This window comes from Albibacillus kandeliae (genome assembly GCF_003116585.1).
GTDB lineage: Bacteria > Pseudomonadota > Alphaproteobacteria > Rhodobacterales > Rhodobacteraceae > Albibacillus > Albibacillus kandeliae.
Genome location: NZ_QEHM01000006.1, coordinates 73,476 through 88,369, shown reverse-complemented (window position 1 = coordinate 88,369; position 14,894 = coordinate 73,476). Strand labels below are relative to the sequence as shown.

The window sequence follows — 14,894 nt, the reverse complement described above, 5'->3', positions numbered from 1 at the left end:
GGTAAGCTTCTGAATTTAAACATCAAACTTCCCATTCGGCGCGCGGTGCCCTAGTCTGTCCGGCAAATCGAGGATTTGCCATGACACCGATCGCTGACCATCCTCTGCGCTATGAATTGGCCAACGAGCTGCACGCGCGGCCGTTTCCGTCGCTGTCGGCCCCCTCGACGGCGGTCTTCATCGCCATCAAGCAGCCGGTCGATGCGGCGGCGCGGGACCTTGGCGCGGACCGCGCGCACCTGATCGAATTGCTGGACCGACACGGCGTGGCGCATCCGCCGCCGGGCGCGACCCATTACTCCGGCCGGATCGGACGGCACGAACTGAAGTGGGAACAGCACACCGAGTTCGTGACCTACAGCGCCTTCCTCGACGGGCCCGGCGGCGGTGCCTTCGACGCCAAGGATTTTGCGGTCTTTCCCGGCGACTGGCTGGACCGCGCACCGGGGCAGCGGATCACCTCGGCGATCCTCCGTGTCTGTCCGTGGGAGGATGACGCGAAGGTGGCCGAGGACATCGCGGCCTGGTTCGTGCCCGAAAGCCTCGCGGTGTCGCGGGTTCTGGACGACGCCGCCGTGATCGCCGGGGATTTCCGCATCGACCCGGCGGGGCACATGCGCTTTGCCGTCTTCGTCGCGCCCACGACCGGGCAGCGGCGGATCGGCCGGGTGGTTCAGCGCCTTTGCGAGATCGAGACCTACAAGGCCATGTCGATGCTGGGGCTGATGCGCGTGCGCGACATCTCCGACGGCATCGGACGGATGGAGAACCGCCTGACCGAGCTGATGCAGGAAATGGGCGGGCCCGACAGCGAGGCCGAGGGCACGCTGCACCGACTGCTCTCGGTCTCGGCCGAGCTGGAGACCACGGCGGCGCGCTCGTCCTTCCGGCTGGGCGCGACAGGGGCCTACGAGGCCATCGTCAACCAGCGGATCGACGCGCTGCGCGAGACGCGGTTTCAGGGGCGGCAGACCTTCCGCGAGTTCATGATGCGGCGCTATGAACCGGCGATGCGGACCGTCAAGTCGACCGAGCGGCGGCTGGAGGCACTGGCGGACCGGGCCATGCGCACGGGCGACCTGCTGCGCACGCGGGTGGACGTGGAGCGCAGCGCCCAGAACCAGGCGCTGCTGGCCAGCATGGACCGGCGCGCGGCGCTGCAACTCCGGCTGCAGCACACGGTGGAGGGGCTCTCGGTGGTGGCGATCAGCTATTACGCGGTCTCGCTGGTGTCCTACCTACTTTACCCCCTGGCCGACGCTTCGGGCACCAGCAAGGGCATGCTGACCGCGATGGTGACGCCGGTGGTGGTGGGGCTGGTCTGGCTGGCGATGCGGCGCATCCGCAAGCGGATCGGCTGAGAGGGCGGGGCGGGGTCGACACCACTTTGCTGCGAGGTGGCGAGGCTGGACGCGGGCCAAGGCATCACTTGGCGCGTGCGAACGTCGTGACTGCCTGAAAAGGCAGGCCTCAGCCGGGCCAAAGCCGGCGCCCTCCGCAGTCCGGCAAGGCGGTGCTGTTTGGCCCGCTATCTTCAGTCCGCGCTCGACTGATGGTCTGGAGATGGCTGTGTGAAAATTTGATCCGGCGTCGGACCCTGCGCGTAACGCTCCGCGCAAAACCTCGAACTTTACGGGTTTGCCTGAAACAACGTGAATTTGGAGACCAGCAGTGGAAAAGCATCTTGCGATCGGCGCCGCGCTTCTGGCGCTCCTGCCAACTTCGGTGCTCGCGAACGACTGGTCGGGATTCTATGCCGGTGCTGGCATAGGCAATCTCGAGGTGGATACCAGCGTCGCCGGGATCGAGGAAGACGACACCTCCTACGGCATTCACGCCGGGTACAGGTTCGATACGGGCCAATGGGTTTTCGGCGGCGAACTTGAATACGACTGGACCGATGTTGAGCTCGTCCCCGGAGCGATCTCGGTCGATCGGGTCATGCGCGTGAAGGCGACCGCCGGTTACGATTTCGGCCAGGCATTGGTGTATCTCGCGGCAGGCACCGCGGAAGTCGATGTCAACGGTCTGGGTGATGACTGGGGCGGCTTCTACGGTCTGGGCGCGGCCTTTGCCGTCACACCGCAGACGATTGTCGGCGTGGAACTGCTGGAGCATGAGTTCAACAACATCGGTGGGTCCGGCATAGACGCCGACGCATGGAGCGTCAGCCTCAGGGCATCCTGGAAGTTCTGAGGCCCGATCTCCCGGTCAACTTCGGCTCGTGGCGTCAGTCCGCCACGAGCTTTCATGGAGTTTCCGGGGCGTGGTGCGGGCGGGTGCCTGCGGTCCGATAGCGGGTTCAGTCCAGGTAGTCCTCCACGATCCCGTAGTCTTCGTACAACTGGTTGAAAAATGCCGGCTCGCACAGGTCGTCCGAGTAGTTGTTGGTGAACTCCTCGCCAGCCTCGATGGTGCGCGACGACCAGAGGGCAAACCTGTCTTCACACAAGGCGCGCCCGACTTGCCCGAGGTAGGCCGGTGACGCAGTGTCGAGCCTCGTGTGCAGGGGGATGTCGAAGCCGGTCGCGAGGTTCCCGTCGACCGCGTGGTTGATCAATGCCCCATCGTCGAGCACGCGGATCACGCAGTCCAGCAGGTCCCTGAACCCAAAGGAATGCGTGAACAGGTAAACCGCCTCGTCGCGGGTCATCGGGGCGAGCAGGGCGCGGAAGGTCGGTTCGTCGTGGACCACGAACAGGCCGGGGAGGAACTGCCAGACGATCTGCCCCGCGGGAATGGTGTCGAGCGCGAAGACCCCCAGACCCTTGCCCGGAGAGTCACGCACCTCGTACCTGAACCGGAAGCCCCCTCGAGTTTTCCGTTCCATGCCGCCCCTCGATCATCGCAGCTGCCGACCCAACCTAGCACCTGACCTGTCACCTGCCCAAGGATGGGATCGTTCATCGGCCTGACCTCGTCCCGGAGCCACCCCCTGCTCACACTCACAAATGAAAAAGGGCCGCCCCGGAAGGCTGACGCATTCCGCGCTGTGGGGCGCAATAAAATCAGACCTTGTCGGAAATCCGTCGGCAAGGTCATTTTTCTTGTGCTTCATTCGGACAACGTGACCGATCACGCCGCAAAAATGCGTAGAAATTTCTACGCAAAACTGACTGGCCGCTCTACACAGTTGAAAATCCCCACGACGGACAGATTTCTCATTCTGTGTTTGAGGAAACGGACACCATCCTTGTCCCGCAAGTTTTGCCTGCGCCCTTGCTGCAGGATCACGTTGCGAACAATGCGTCGTCTGGGCCGCGTGAGGAGGTGGTGCGTGGCGTTTCGAATGCAGCGCGCAGGTTGCGCTTGGTTCCTGTGGTCGCCGACAGTTTGGGTGCGCGGAGATCACGTCGCGAGACCAATTCCCGCCGACCAAGTGCCTCATCTGGGAATTGCGGTCGCGGGCTGTTACGCTGCGGCATGGGTCTGTTAAATCAAGGCATCGGTGGTGAGGCGAAGCGCGTCGAGGCGTCGCGGTTCAGGACATGGGCCATGGCCATTTTCGCCTGGGCGTTCCTGATTTTCTGGATCTCCGGATTGACGGCGGCCTTGACGGGCGCAGCATGTGGGAAGGATCGGTACGAAGGGGCGAAAAAGCTCCGGTTCTGCACGATCTCGCTCGTAGCCAGCCGAGGGTTCGAGTTGTCCCCGGTCCAGAAGGCGAAGGGCGCCTTTCTCCATCTCGAACGCGGCATTGCGTTGGCTCAGTTGGAACGGGAGGAGGAGGCGAGGATCGCCTTCGCGCGCGCCATCGAGAATGCCCGCGGCGCGGATGGCCCATGGGGCGAGCAGCTTCGCGAGCGGATGGATCGTCTCAATGACCCACGCGCCGTCGCTCTCTGGCAGGATGCTCTCGGGACGGCAGAGTAGGGCATCAGGGGTTGCGCTCAATGACCGCGATGGGGAAGCGGCGCTGCAGCGATGACCGGCCAGGCAAAGGTCGCCATTGGGCCGGACCCTTCGCTCGCGGTGGCGGCGGAGTGCCAGATCGGCGTGTTTGACGGTTGACTTGGACTTGAAGCCGACAGTCGATGTCCAGAAATCGCGGCGAGAGTTGGACCAAACCTTTTTCAAGAACGCCGAAGGCCGGAGAGCGTAGAGCTCCCCGGCCTTGTGTCATTTCAGTCAGGCTCAACCGAAAATCTCGCCTGACCGTTCTTCATGCCCCACGGCGCGGAATGCGTCACTGGAAGGCGGCCCCTGTCTCTTGTCCCTGTGCCGGATCAGCGTCCGCGGATGCGGGGGTCGAGCGCGTCGCGCAGGCCGTCGCCGAGGTAGTTCACGCTCAGCACCGTCAGCGAGATCGCCATGCCGGGCCAGAACACCCGCTCGGGGTATTGCTGGAGGTAGTCCGTCGCGTCGAACAGCAGGCGGCCCCATGTCGGGAAGTCTGGTGGGAAGCCGAGGCCGAGGAAGGACAGCGCGCTTTCGGTGATGATCGCGTTGGCGATGCCCAGCGTGGCCGAGACCATGATCGGCGACAGCACGTTGGGCAGGATGTGCCGGGCGATCATCATCCAGTTCGTCGTCCCGATCGAACGGGCGGCGAGGATGAACTCGCGCTCCTTCAGTGCCAGCACGTCGCCCCGCACGATCCGCGCCGTGGGCATCCACGAGGTGATGCCGATGGCGCAGACGATCAGGATGAAGATGCCCTGCTCGGGTCCGAAGGTCGCGCTCAGCGGTTCGCGGAACAGCAGCATCATCACCAGCAGCAGCGGCAGCAGGGGCAGGGCGAGGAACAGGTCCGTCAGACGCATCAGCAGGTCGTCGAGACGGCGGAAGTACCCCGCCGCGACGCCCACCAGCGATCCGAGGAACAGCGCCAGCAGCATGGCCGCGATGCCGACCGCTACCGAGGTGCGCCCTCCGGCCATCATCCGGGCCAGCGTGTCGCGCCCCAGCTGGTCGGTCCCGAAGGGATGCGCCAGGCTGAGGCCCTGGTTGCGGGCGCGGATGTCGATGTGGGTCGGGTCGATGGTCCAGACCAGCGGCCCGAGGAACACCAGCACGACGATGGCAAGGAAGATGATCCCCCCGGCCATGGCGCCCTTGTGGTGCTTGAACTGGTCCCAGACGTTCAGCCACTGGCTGCGCGGCGGGGCAGTGAACTCCTTGAGCGGGCCCGCGGCGCCGGGCAGGGCGCCGGAGGCGGGCGCAAGGCCCTCGTCGGGGATGAGAGGTTCGCGGTCAGTCATAGCGGATCCTCGGGTCCAGGATGCCGTAGAGCACGTCGGCGATCAGGTTGAATATCACGATGAGCGCGGCGAAGATAAAGGTCAGCGTCTGCACCATCGGCAGGTCGTTGGCCTGCAGCGCCCCGATCAGCAACTGCCCGATGCCGTTCACCTTGAACACCTGCTCGGTGATGATCGCACCGCCGAAGATCGAGGGCACGCCGAGCGCGATCACGGTGACCACGGGGATCATCGAGTTGCGCAGAACGTGCACCATGACCACGGTGTATTCGCCAAGGCCCTTGGCCCGTGCGGTCCGGACGTAGTCCTGGTTCAGGTTGTCGAGCATCGAGGCCCGCATGAAGCGGCTGGTCTGCGCCGTGATCTGCAGTGCCAGCACCATGACCGGCATGATCATCTGCTTGAGCTGCTGGACGAAGCTGCTCCAACTGTCGACGACGAGGGTGGTGTCGTAGATCGACGGGAACCAGCCCAGCTGGACCGAGAAGATCACGATGACCAGAACCCCGGAGAAGAAGGGGGGGACGGAGAAACCGATCATCGAGATGAAGGTCCCCGCCTGGTCGAACCACGAGTACTGCCGGTAGGCCGAGTAGATGCCGATGGGAATGGCGATGAGCGTCGCGACCACGTAGGCGGTGCCCACGACCCAGAGGGTCTGGGGGATCCGCTGGATCACGATGTCCATGACCGGCGAGCGCGTCTGCCACGAGATCACGCGCAGGTCGCCGGCACTGAAGGAGGTGCCGAAGTAGTGGTCGATCAGAACCTGCGGTTCGATCCAGAAGAACTGGACGATCCACTTCCAGTAGCGAATGGGGAGCGGCTCGCCGAGACCGAGGGCCTCGCGCATCTTCTGTTTGACTTCGGGAGGGACAGTCAGGGGAACCTGCGCCATCGGGTCGCCGGGCGCGAGTTCGAGAAGGAGAAAAATGACCAGGCTGATGAACAGCAGGGTCGGTACCGCTAGAACCAAACGTCGTATGGTGAACGTAAACATATACGCCGTCCTTGAAGGGTTTGGGAAAGGCCAGAGAGCCCACGGATCGCGGTGCGGACCTGCGGATCGGGGCGCCGGGGGTGCCCCGGCTCAGTCAGAGCCGGGGCGGGTTTCGGCCGGTAACGGCTTACTCCTTGATGCGGTACCAGTCCGCAACGTTCCAGAGTTCGCTGTCCCAAACGTTCAGGATGACGCCGCCCAGCGAATTGGCGTGGGCGGAGAGGCGGCCGCGGTGAACCAGCGGGATCATCGCACCGTTCTCGATGGCGAGGTCGTTCAGACGCTTGCCGATTTCCGAGCGGGCTTCGGCGCCTGCCGTCTTGGTCAGTTCCTTGTAGAGGGCGTCATACTCCTCGTTGCAGAAGCGCGAGATGTTCTCGCCCTGCCACTGGGACGCCGGGCTCGGGGCCTTGTCGCAGAGAAGGTTGCCCAGGTAGGCCTGCGGGTCGGTGCCGTTGAAGGTGTTGGCGTACATCTCGACGTCGGCATAGAACTTCTGGAAGGTGTCCGGCGAGCCCGGGTCACCACCGAAGAAGACCGACGCGTTGACGTTGCGCAGCTCGGCGTCGATGCCGATCTCGCTCCACCACTGCTTGATCAGGGCCTGGAAGTCCTGACGCACGGCGTTGGTCGAGGTCTGGTAGAGGATCTTCATCGGAACGCCAGCCGGGGTTTCGCGGATGCCGTCGCCGTTGGTGTCCTTGTAGCCTGCTTCCTCGAGCATGGCCTTGGCGCCTTCGATGTCCTGCACGTCGCACTTCATCGAGGTCGAGTTGAAGGCTTCCGGAGCGGGGACGTAGTTACAGGTCACCTTGCCGGCCTGGCCGTAGCCGACTTCGACCAGCAGCGGGCGGTCGATTGCCAGCGACATGGCCTTGTAGACTGCCGGGTCATCGAGGAACGGGTGCGGACGGACCACCGAACGCTCGTCGGGCCCGAGGGCCGGATCGGGGTTGGTGTGGTTCAGTTCCATGCGCTCCATCAGCGGGCCGAAGCCTGCAACCGGAACACCCTTGCCGCCTTTTTCCATGTTCGCGATCACGTCGGGTGCGAGCTGGAGGTTCCAGGCGTAGTCGAATTCGCCGGTTTCCATGACCGCACGGCCGGCCGCGGTTGCGTCGCCGCCCCCTTTGAACAGGACCTTGGCGAAGGCCGGCTTGTCCGGGTGACGGAAGTTCGGGTTGGCCGAGAGGGTGATCACGTCGTTCGGCTTGAACTCGTCGACCACGAAGGGACCGGTGCCGATCGGGTTGAAGTTCTGCTGGGTGCACTCGGGAGCCTTGGCGCCCATGCAGTCCTTGAACTGCGCGGCCTGGATGATCGGGCTCTCACCGCCCACGAAGGGGCCGTAGGGGAAGGGGGTCGGTTCGGCGAAGGTGACCTTGACGGTCAGGTCATCCACGACCTCGATCGAGGTCACGCCTTCGAACTTGGTTACCTGCGCGCAGCCGCCTTCGGGATGCATGCAGTAATCGGCGGTGAACTTGACGTCGTTTGCGGTGAACGGCGTGCCGTCCGACCACAGGATACCCGGGGTGATCTTCCAGGTGATCGACTTCAGGTCCTCGCTCACGCCGCCGTTTTCGACAGTCGGGATCTCGTCGACCAGCCAGGGGGTCAGAGTGCCGGCTTCGTCATAGCGTGCAAGCGGTTCGATGATGATGCTGGAGCTCTCGACGTCCTTGGTCCCGCCCGAGAGGAAGGGGTTCAGGATCGACGGCGCCTGCCAGTACAAGATGCTTACGGTGCCATCCGAGCCGCGTTCCGCGAACGCGGCCGGGGCCATCGCCATACCGGCGATCGCACCAAGCAATAGGGCTTTGGTTTTCATATTCCACTCCATGTTGGACACTCGCGTGCCTCGGTTGCTCCGCTTTATACGAAAGACGCCAGCAAGCTCGCCATTGGGCAAGTTACTGTAAAGTAACGCTAAAACTCCCCTCGTGTGGCGTGTCTGGTGACATTCTTTCCACGGATACAAGTCTATCGAAACAGAGTTTGAAAAAATTGCAAGCCTTGCCTTAGCGAAAACTCTTTCGGGTTTGACAGCGTGGGACAGCCCGCCTTAGCGTTTTCCAGTGAAACTGCACGAGGCCCCCAAATGCTGGATCATCCGATCGCCCGGATCGAAGAACTGCGCGTAGAATTTCAGACCAAGGACGGTCCGGTTGTCGGCGTCGAAAACGTTAGTTTTTCGGTGCAACCCGGGGAAACCGTTTGCATCGTTGGCGAATCGGGCTCCGGAAAATCGGTGTCCTCACTGTCACTTATGCGGCTGGTCGAGTTCGGCGGAGGCTCCATCGCGGGCGGCCGCCTAATTTTTGATCGCAAGGACGGAGGCGAGCTCGACCTCGCCAAGGCCGGCCAGGATGTCATGCAGGATATCCGCGGCAACGAGATCGGGATGATCTTCCAGGAGCCGATGACGGCGCTGAATCCGGTGTTCACCGTCGGGCGTCAGCTGACCGAGGGGCTGCGGGTGCACCGTGGCATGAGCCGGTCGGCGGCGGAAAAGCGCGCGCTGGAACTGCTGCGCGAGGTTCGCATCCCCGAACCGGAGCGGCGGCTGAAGCAATACCCGCACGAACTGTCCGGCGGGATGCGCCAGCGGGTGGTGATCGCCATGGCGATGGCCTGCCGCCCGCGCCTGCTGATCGCGGACGAGCCGACCACCGCGCTCGACGTGACCATTCAGGCCGAGATTCTGGCGCTGATGGACCGGCTCAAGCGCGAGACCGGCACGGCGGTGATGTTCATCACCCACGACATGGCGGTGGTGGCGCAGATGGCCGACCGCGTCGTCGTCATGTTCCGCGGCAACAAGGTCGAGGAGGGGACAGTCGAGGAAATCTTCGAGAATCCCCAGCATGACTACACCAAGGCGCTGCTGGCGGCGGTGCCGAAACTGGGCGAGATGCGCGGCAAGTCGGCGCCCGAGCCGATGAAGCTGCTGGGTGTCGAAGGTCAGAAGATCGCGCCGATTCTAGGCACCGAGAAGACCCTGCTGTCGGTCAAGAACCTGACCACCCGTTTCGCGGTCAAGGGCGGCTTCCTGCGCCGCACAGTTGCCAACGTTCACGCGGTCGAAGACGTCTCCTTCACCCTGAACAAGGGTCAGACGATGAGCCTCGTCGGCGAATCCGGCTGCGGCAAATCGACCGCCGGTCGCTCGGTCCTGCGTCTGGTCGAGCCGATGGCGGGCGAGGTCAACCTCGACGGCGTCGACATCATGAGCCTGAACCCGCAGAAACTGCGGCGCGCGCGGCTCGACATGCAGATGATCTTTCAGGACCCCTTTGCCTCGCTGAACCCGCAGATGCAGCTGATCGACCAGGTGGCCGAGCCGATGCGGAACTTCAACATCGCCAGCGGGTCCGAGATCAACGACCGGGTGGCGAGCCTGTTCGACCGGGTCCACCTGCCGCGCAGCTTCATGCGCCGGTACCCGCACGAGATGTCGGGCGGCCAGCGCCAGCGGATCGCGATTGCCCGCGCGCTCGCCCTGAACCCCAAGCTGATCATCGCCGACGAAGCGGTCTCGGCGCTGGACGTGTCGGTGCAGGCGCAGGTGCTGAACCTGATGATGGAACTGCAGGCCGAACTGGGGCTGTCCTACCTCTTCATCAGCCACGACATGGCGGTGGTCGAGCGTGTCAGCCATTCGGTCGGGGTGATGTACCTTGGCCGCATCGTCGAGATGGGCTCGCGTACGGCGGTCTTCGAGAACCCGCAGCACCCCTATACCAAGGCGCTGATGAAGGCGGTTCCGATCGCCGACCCGCGCCTGCGCAAGTCCGAGAAGGATCTGAACTTCAAGCCGATCCCCTCGCCGATTCACGGGCTGGACTACAAGCCCGAGCCGTCGGTTTATCAGGAAGTCGAACCCGGGCATTTCATCCTGACCACGGACAGCGGCTACTGATCATGCCCGAAGTCCTGTCGCCGAAGGTCCTTATGGACAAGCTGGTGTCGTTCCCGACCGTCAGCCGGGATACCAATCTGCCGCTGGTCGACTGGGTCGAAGACTACCTGAACGGGCATGGCATCGAGTGCCACCGATACTACGACCCCGAGCAGCCCAAGGCGGCGCTGTTCGCCCACGTCGGCCCCTGGGAAGACGGGGCGGTGGTGCTGTCGGGGCATACCGACGTCGTTCCGGTGGACGGGCAGCCCTGGGAGAGCGACCCGTTCACGGTGACCGAACGCGACGGCAAGTACTTCGGGCGCGGCTGCGCCGACATGAAGGGCTTTGACGCGCTGGCGATCTGGGCGCTGGTCGAGGCCAAGCGGCGGGGCGTCAGGACGCCCATGCAGCTGGCGCTGAGTTTCGACGAGGAACTGGGCTGCACCGGCGCGCCCCCGATGATCGAGGCGATGCAGCCGGTTCTGCCCAAGGGCGCGGCGGTGATCGTCGGCGAACCCTCGATGATGCAGGCGGTGACCGGCCACAAGGGCGGGCAGGGGTTCTGGGTCGATGTCTGGGGCTTCGAGGTCCACAGCTCGATCATGCACACCGGCGTCAGCGCCATCATGGAAGCCGCCAAGATCGTCGACTGGGCCAACCAGGTGAACGCGGAAGAGGCGGAGAAGACCCCCTCGGTGGTCGCCGCCGCCTTCGATCCGCCGTGGACCAACCTGCACGTCGGCCTGATCGAGGGCGGCACGGCCTCCAACATCACCGCCAAGCACTGCCGCTTCGATATCGGGTTCCGCGCGACGCCGGATGCTGACATCGGCGAATGGGGCGACAAGGTCAGGACGAAGATCGCCGAGGTCGAGACCGGCATGAAGGCGGTTCATCCCGAGGCGCGGATCGACGTCGAGGCTCGGTTCGCCGTGCCGGGGCTCAGGCCCGAGGAAAACGGGCTGGCCGAGGAAATCGCGCGATCCATCACGGGCGACAACGGCACGCATGTGGTAAGCTATGGCACCGAGGCCGGCCAGTTCCAGGCGGCGGGTTACTCCGCCGTGGTCTGCGGCCCCGGCGATATCGCCCAGGCACACCAGCCCAACGAATTCATCACCGTTGCCCAGTTCAACGCGGGCCATGCCTTCATGGAGCGACTGGTGAGCCGACTACAGGAAGGATAAGTCCAATGCCCATCAAGAACCGCCTCGCCGAGATGCACGACGAGATCACCGGCTGGCGCAGGCATCTGCACACCATCCCCGAACTGCAATTCGACCTGCACAAGACCTCGGCCTTCGTCGAGGAAAAGCTGCGCGAAATGGGGATCGAAGACATCACCACCGGCATCGCCCAGACCGGCATCGTCGCCGTGATCGAGGGCAAGACGAACACCTCGGGCCGTGTCATCGGGCTGCGCGCCGACATGGACGCGCTGCCCATCGAGGAACAGACCGGGCTCGACTATGCCTCGACCCATCCGGGCAAGATGCACGCCTGCGGCCATGACGGGCATACCGCCATGCTGCTGGGCGCGGCCAAGTACCTGAGCGAGACCCGCAACTTCGACGGCAAGGTCGTGCTGATCTTCCAGCCTGCCGAAGAGGGGGGCGGCGGTGGCCGCGAGATGTGCAAGGAAGGCATGATGGACCGCTGGGGCATCCAGGAGGTCTACGGGATGCACAACATGCCGAACAATCCGGTCGGCACATTCCACATCCGCGAGGGCGCGCTGCTGGCCTCGGCCGATTTCTTCGACGTGGTGATCACCGGCAAGGGCGGCCATGCCGCTGCCCCGCACGAGGCCATCGACACCAACCTCGCGGCGGCGCACTGCATCGTGGCGCTGCAATCCATCGCCTCGCGCAATGTCGATCCTCTGAAGCAGGTCGTCGTCTCGGTCTGCACCCTGCGCAGCGACAACGAATCCCACAACGTGATTCCCCATACCGTGCTGCTGCGCGGTACCGTGCGGACGCTGGACCCCGGCGTGCGTGACCTGGCCGAGGCGCGCCTGACCAAGATCGTGCAGAGCACGGCGGAAGCCTATGGCGCCACCGCCGCGGTCGACTACCAGCGCAACTACCCGGTGACCATGAACACGCCGGAGAACACCGACTTTGCCGCCGACGTGGCCGAGATCGTCGCCGGATCGGTGGAGCGCAACACCGTGCCGGTGATGGCGGGCGAGGATTTCTCTTTCATGCTGGAAGAACGCCCCGGAGCCTATATGTTCCTCGGCAACGGTGAAGGCGCGCACGTGCACCACCCGGCCTACAACTTCAACGACGAGATCATCCCGGTAGGATGTTCCTGGTTCGCCGAAGTGATCGAGAGGCGCATGCCCGCAGCCTGATCCGCCGCGTCACCACTCGTCTTTCACCGGGGTCTTGTCCAAGGTCCCGGTGACCCGTTTCATGAACAGCCCAAGAGAGCGCCTGCAATGCCCGTGAAGAATCGCCTCGCCGACCTGCAACCCGAAATCGCCGCCTGGAGACAGGATATCCACGCCCATCCCGAGATCGGCTTCGGCACGGTGCGCACGGCGGCTCTGGTGGCCGAGAAGCTCAGGGAATTCGGCTGCGACGAGGTGGTGACAGGCATCGGCCAGGTCGGCGTCGTCGGCGTGATCAAGGGCAAGAGCGACAGCAAGGGCAAGGTGATCGGCCTGCGCGCCGACATGGATGCGTTGCCGATCCTCGAAGCGACCGACGTGCCCTACAAGTCGGAGACCGACGGCGCCATGCATGCCTGCGGCCATGACGGCCACACGGCGATGGTGCTGGGCGCGGCCAAGTACCTTGCCGAAACGCGCAACTTCGACGGCACCGTGGTGGTGATCTTCCAGCCTGCCGAGGAGCTGGGGTCGGGCGCCAAGGCCATGTGCGACGATGGCATGATGGACTGTTTCGGCGTGCAGGAGGTCTATGGCCTGCATAACTGGCCCGGGATGCCGGTGGGCGAATTCGCCATCCGACCGGGCGCGATGATGGCCGCCACCGACGAATTCTTCATCGACGTGACCGGCAAGGGCTGCCATGCGGCCGAGCCGAACGCCGGGGTGGACCCCACGGTGGTCGCCTCGCAGATCGTGATGGCGTTGCAGACCATCATCTCGCGCAACATGGACCCGGTGCTGCAGGGCGTGCTCTCGGTCACGGCCTTCACCACCTCCAGCACCGCCTTCAACGTGATCCCGCAGAGCGTCGCGATGCGCGGCACCGTGCGGACCCACAGCCTCGAGACGCAGGACATGATCGAGCGGCGCATCAGCGAAGTGGCGACCAATACCGCCGCCGCCTTCGGTGCCACCGCCGAGGTGCGCTACCTGCGCCACGTGCCGATCACCATCAACTCGGACGAACCGGCGGAATTCGCCGCCGAGATCGCCCGCTCGGTCTCGGGTGCCTGCCACGAGGCGCCGCTGGTCATGGGGGGCGAGGATTTCTCCTACATGCTGATGGAGCGCCCCGGCGCCTTCATCTTCCTTGGCAACGGCGACACCGCCGGCGTGCACCACCCGGCCTACAACTTCAACGACGAGGCGATTCCGGCGGGTTGCTCGTGGTTTGCCGAACTGGTCGAGCGCCGGATGCCGGCGGCGTAAGGAGACAGAGCCGATGCCCGTCAAGAACCGCCTGGCCGAACTGCACGACGAAATCACCGCGTGGCGCCGTGACCTGCACGAAAACCCGGAAATCCTTTATGACATCCCCCGCACCAGCGCGCTGGTGGCCGAACGGCTGAAAGCCTTCGGCTGCGACGAGGTGGTGACGGGGATCGGGCGGAGCGGCGTGGTCGCCGTGATCCGGGGCAAGTCCGACTCTGCCGGTCGGGTGGTTGGCTTGCGGGCCGACATGGACGCGCTGCCGATGCAGGAGCAGACCGGGCTGGCACATGCCTCGAAAACGCCGAACGCCATGCATGCCTGCGGCCACGACGGCCACACCGCCATGCTGCTGGGCGCGGCCAAGTACCTGGCCGAGACGCGCAACTTCGACGGCACCGCCGTGATGATCTTCCAGCCCGCCGAAGAGGGCGGGGCCGGGGGCAAGGCCATGTGCGACGACGGCATGATGGACCGCTGGAACATCCAGGAGGTCTACGCGATGCACAACTCGCCGGGGCTGCCCATCGGCAGCTTCTCGATCAAGTCCGGCCCGATCCTCGCCTCGGCCGACGAGTTCCGCATTCGCCTTCAGGGGCGGGGCGGCCATGCGGCCAAGCCGCACGAGACCGTCGACACGACGGTGATGGCGAGCCAGCTGATCGTTGCGTTGCAGTCCATCGTGTCGCGCAACGTGGATCCGGTGAAACAGGCGGTGCTCTCGGTGACCTCGGTCGAGACCTCGTCCAAGGCCTTCAACGTGATCCCCGACAGCGTCGAGCTGCGCGGGACGGTGCGCACCCACGCGCCCGAGGTCCGCGCGCAGATCGAGGAACGGCTGACCGCCGTCGCGCGGGACATCGCCTCGGCGATGGGCGGACGCGCCGAGGTGGTCTATGATCACGGCGTTCCGGTGACCATCAACGCCGAGGCCCCGACCGAATACGCCCGCGAGGTCGCGGTGGCGGTGTCGGGCGGCTGCGAGCCGGGCGAGATGGTGATGGGCGGCGAGGACTTCTCCTTCATGCTGGAGGAACGTCCGGGCGCCATGATCCGTATCGGCAACGGGCCGAGCGCGGGTCTGCACCACCCGGAGTACGATTTCAACGACGCGGCGATCCCCTTCGGCACCAGTTTCTTTGCCGAACTGATCGAGCGGCGGATGCCGGCGGCCTGAGC

General features: G+C 64.7%; 12 protein-coding genes. 8 read left to right on the top strand and 4 right to left on the bottom strand.

Features of this window, described 5'->3' with window-relative positions:
• The first annotated feature begins 80 nt into the window (after positions 1-80).
• Both DDT93_RS13770 and DDT93_RS13765 read left to right on the top strand, forming a co-directional pair.
• On the top strand, positions 81-1,361 hold the full coding sequence (locus DDT93_RS13770; protein ID WP_109466433.1) for a DUF3422 family protein: 1,281 nt from the start codon (positions 81-83) through the stop codon (positions 1,359-1,361).
• A gap of 310 nt (positions 1,362-1,671) precedes the next feature.
• Positions 1,672-2,196, top strand: coding sequence for an outer membrane protein (locus DDT93_RS13765; RefSeq protein WP_157960175.1), 525 nt, complete (start codon positions 1,672-1,674; stop codon positions 2,194-2,196).
• Positions 2,197-2,302: 106 nt separating this feature from the next.
• Here the strand turns inward: DDT93_RS13765 and DDT93_RS13760 are convergent, their stop codons facing one another.
• Positions 2,303-2,830: an SET domain-containing protein gene (locus tag DDT93_RS13760; protein WP_109466431.1), complete on the bottom strand. Its 528-nt coding sequence runs from the start codon at positions 2,828-2,830 to the stop codon at positions 2,303-2,305.
• Positions 2,831-3,495: 665 nt separating this feature from the next.
• Here DDT93_RS13760 and DDT93_RS13755 point away from each other — a divergent pair.
• Positions 3,496-3,873: a hypothetical protein gene (locus DDT93_RS13755; protein ID WP_109466430.1), complete on the top strand. Its 378-nt coding sequence runs from the start codon at positions 3,496-3,498 to the stop codon at positions 3,871-3,873.
• 353 nt (positions 3,874-4,226) lie between these two features.
• Here the strand turns inward: DDT93_RS13755 and DDT93_RS13750 are convergent, their stop codons facing one another.
• The 3 genes from DDT93_RS13750 to DDT93_RS13740 all read right to left on the bottom strand — a co-directional run bounded on the left by DDT93_RS13750 (position 4,227) and on the right by DDT93_RS13740 (position 8,032).
• Entirely contained in the window at positions 4,227-5,201 is a 975-nt protein-coding gene (locus DDT93_RS13750; protein ID WP_109466429.1) for an ABC transporter permease, read from the bottom strand.
• The gene (locus DDT93_RS13745; RefSeq protein ID WP_109466428.1) at positions 5,194-6,201 is read right to left on the bottom strand and encodes an ABC transporter permease; all 1,008 of its coding nucleotides are present in this window, start codon (positions 6,199-6,201) and stop codon (positions 5,194-5,196) included. The genes DDT93_RS13750 and DDT93_RS13745 overlap by 8 nt, the downstream gene beginning before the upstream one ends.
• Positions 6,202-6,328: 127 nt before the next feature.
• A complete protein-coding gene (locus DDT93_RS13740; protein ID WP_109466826.1) occupies positions 6,329-8,032 on the bottom strand; it encodes a peptide ABC transporter substrate-binding protein in 1,704 nt (567 codons plus the stop codon).
• 270 nt (positions 8,033-8,302) lie between these two features.
• Between DDT93_RS13740 and DDT93_RS13735 the strand changes: the two genes are divergently transcribed.
• The 5 genes from DDT93_RS13735 to DDT93_RS13715 all read left to right on the top strand — a co-directional run bounded on the left by DDT93_RS13735 (position 8,303) and on the right by DDT93_RS13715 (position 14,892).
• On the top strand, positions 8,303-10,123 hold the full coding sequence (locus tag DDT93_RS13735; protein WP_109466427.1) for an ABC transporter ATP-binding protein: 1,821 nt from the start codon (positions 8,303-8,305) through the stop codon (positions 10,121-10,123).
• Positions 10,124-10,125: 2 nt separating this feature from the next.
• Positions 10,126-11,292, top strand: a complete 1,167-nt coding sequence (gene argE / locus DDT93_RS13730; protein WP_109466426.1) for an acetylornithine deacetylase — start codon at positions 10,126-10,128, stop codon at positions 11,290-11,292.
• Between the two features lie 5 nt (positions 11,293-11,297).
• Positions 11,298-12,464, top strand: a complete 1,167-nt coding sequence (locus DDT93_RS13725; RefSeq protein WP_109466425.1) for a M20 aminoacylase family protein — start codon at positions 11,298-11,300, stop codon at positions 12,462-12,464.
• A gap of 87 nt (positions 12,465-12,551) precedes the next feature.
• Entirely contained in the window at positions 12,552-13,715 is a 1,164-nt protein-coding gene (locus tag DDT93_RS13720; protein ID WP_109466424.1) for a M20 aminoacylase family protein, read from the top strand.
• A gap of 13 nt (positions 13,716-13,728) precedes the next feature.
• Positions 13,729-14,892, top strand: coding sequence for a M20 aminoacylase family protein (locus tag DDT93_RS13715; protein ID WP_109466423.1), 1,164 nt, complete (start codon positions 13,729-13,731; stop codon positions 14,890-14,892).
• The last annotated feature ends 2 nt before the right edge of the window (positions 14,893-14,894 follow it).

Coding starts and splice junctions, on each gene's coding strand:
- DDT93_RS13770 (WP_109466433.1), top strand. CDS start 81: ATGACACCGATCGCTGACCATCCTCTGCGCTATGAATTGGCCAACGAG.
- DDT93_RS13760 (WP_109466431.1), bottom strand. CDS start 2,830: ATGGAACGGAAAACTCGAGGGGGCTTCCGGTTCAGGTACGAGGTGCGT.
- DDT93_RS13755 (WP_109466430.1), top strand. CDS start 3,496: ATGGCCATTTTCGCCTGGGCGTTCCTGATTTTCTGGATCTCCGGATTG.
- DDT93_RS13750 (WP_109466429.1), bottom strand. CDS start 5,201: ATGACTGACCGCGAACCTCTCATCCCCGACGAGGGCCTTGCGCCCGCC.
- DDT93_RS13745 (WP_109466428.1), bottom strand. CDS start 6,201: ATGTTTACGTTCACCATACGACGTTTGGTTCTAGCGGTACCGACCCTG.
- DDT93_RS13740 (WP_109466826.1), bottom strand. CDS start 8,032: ATGAAAACCAAAGCCCTATTGCTTGGTGCGATCGCCGGTATGGCGATG.
- DDT93_RS13735 (WP_109466427.1), top strand. CDS start 8,303: ATGCTGGATCATCCGATCGCCCGGATCGAAGAACTGCGCGTAGAATTT.
- argE (WP_109466426.1), top strand. CDS start 10,126: ATGCCCGAAGTCCTGTCGCCGAAGGTCCTTATGGACAAGCTGGTGTCG.
- DDT93_RS13725 (WP_109466425.1), top strand. CDS start 11,298: ATGCCCATCAAGAACCGCCTCGCCGAGATGCACGACGAGATCACCGGC.
- DDT93_RS13720 (WP_109466424.1), top strand. CDS start 12,552: ATGCCCGTGAAGAATCGCCTCGCCGACCTGCAACCCGAAATCGCCGCC.
- DDT93_RS13715 (WP_109466423.1), top strand. CDS start 13,729: ATGCCCGTCAAGAACCGCCTGGCCGAACTGCACGACGAAATCACCGCG.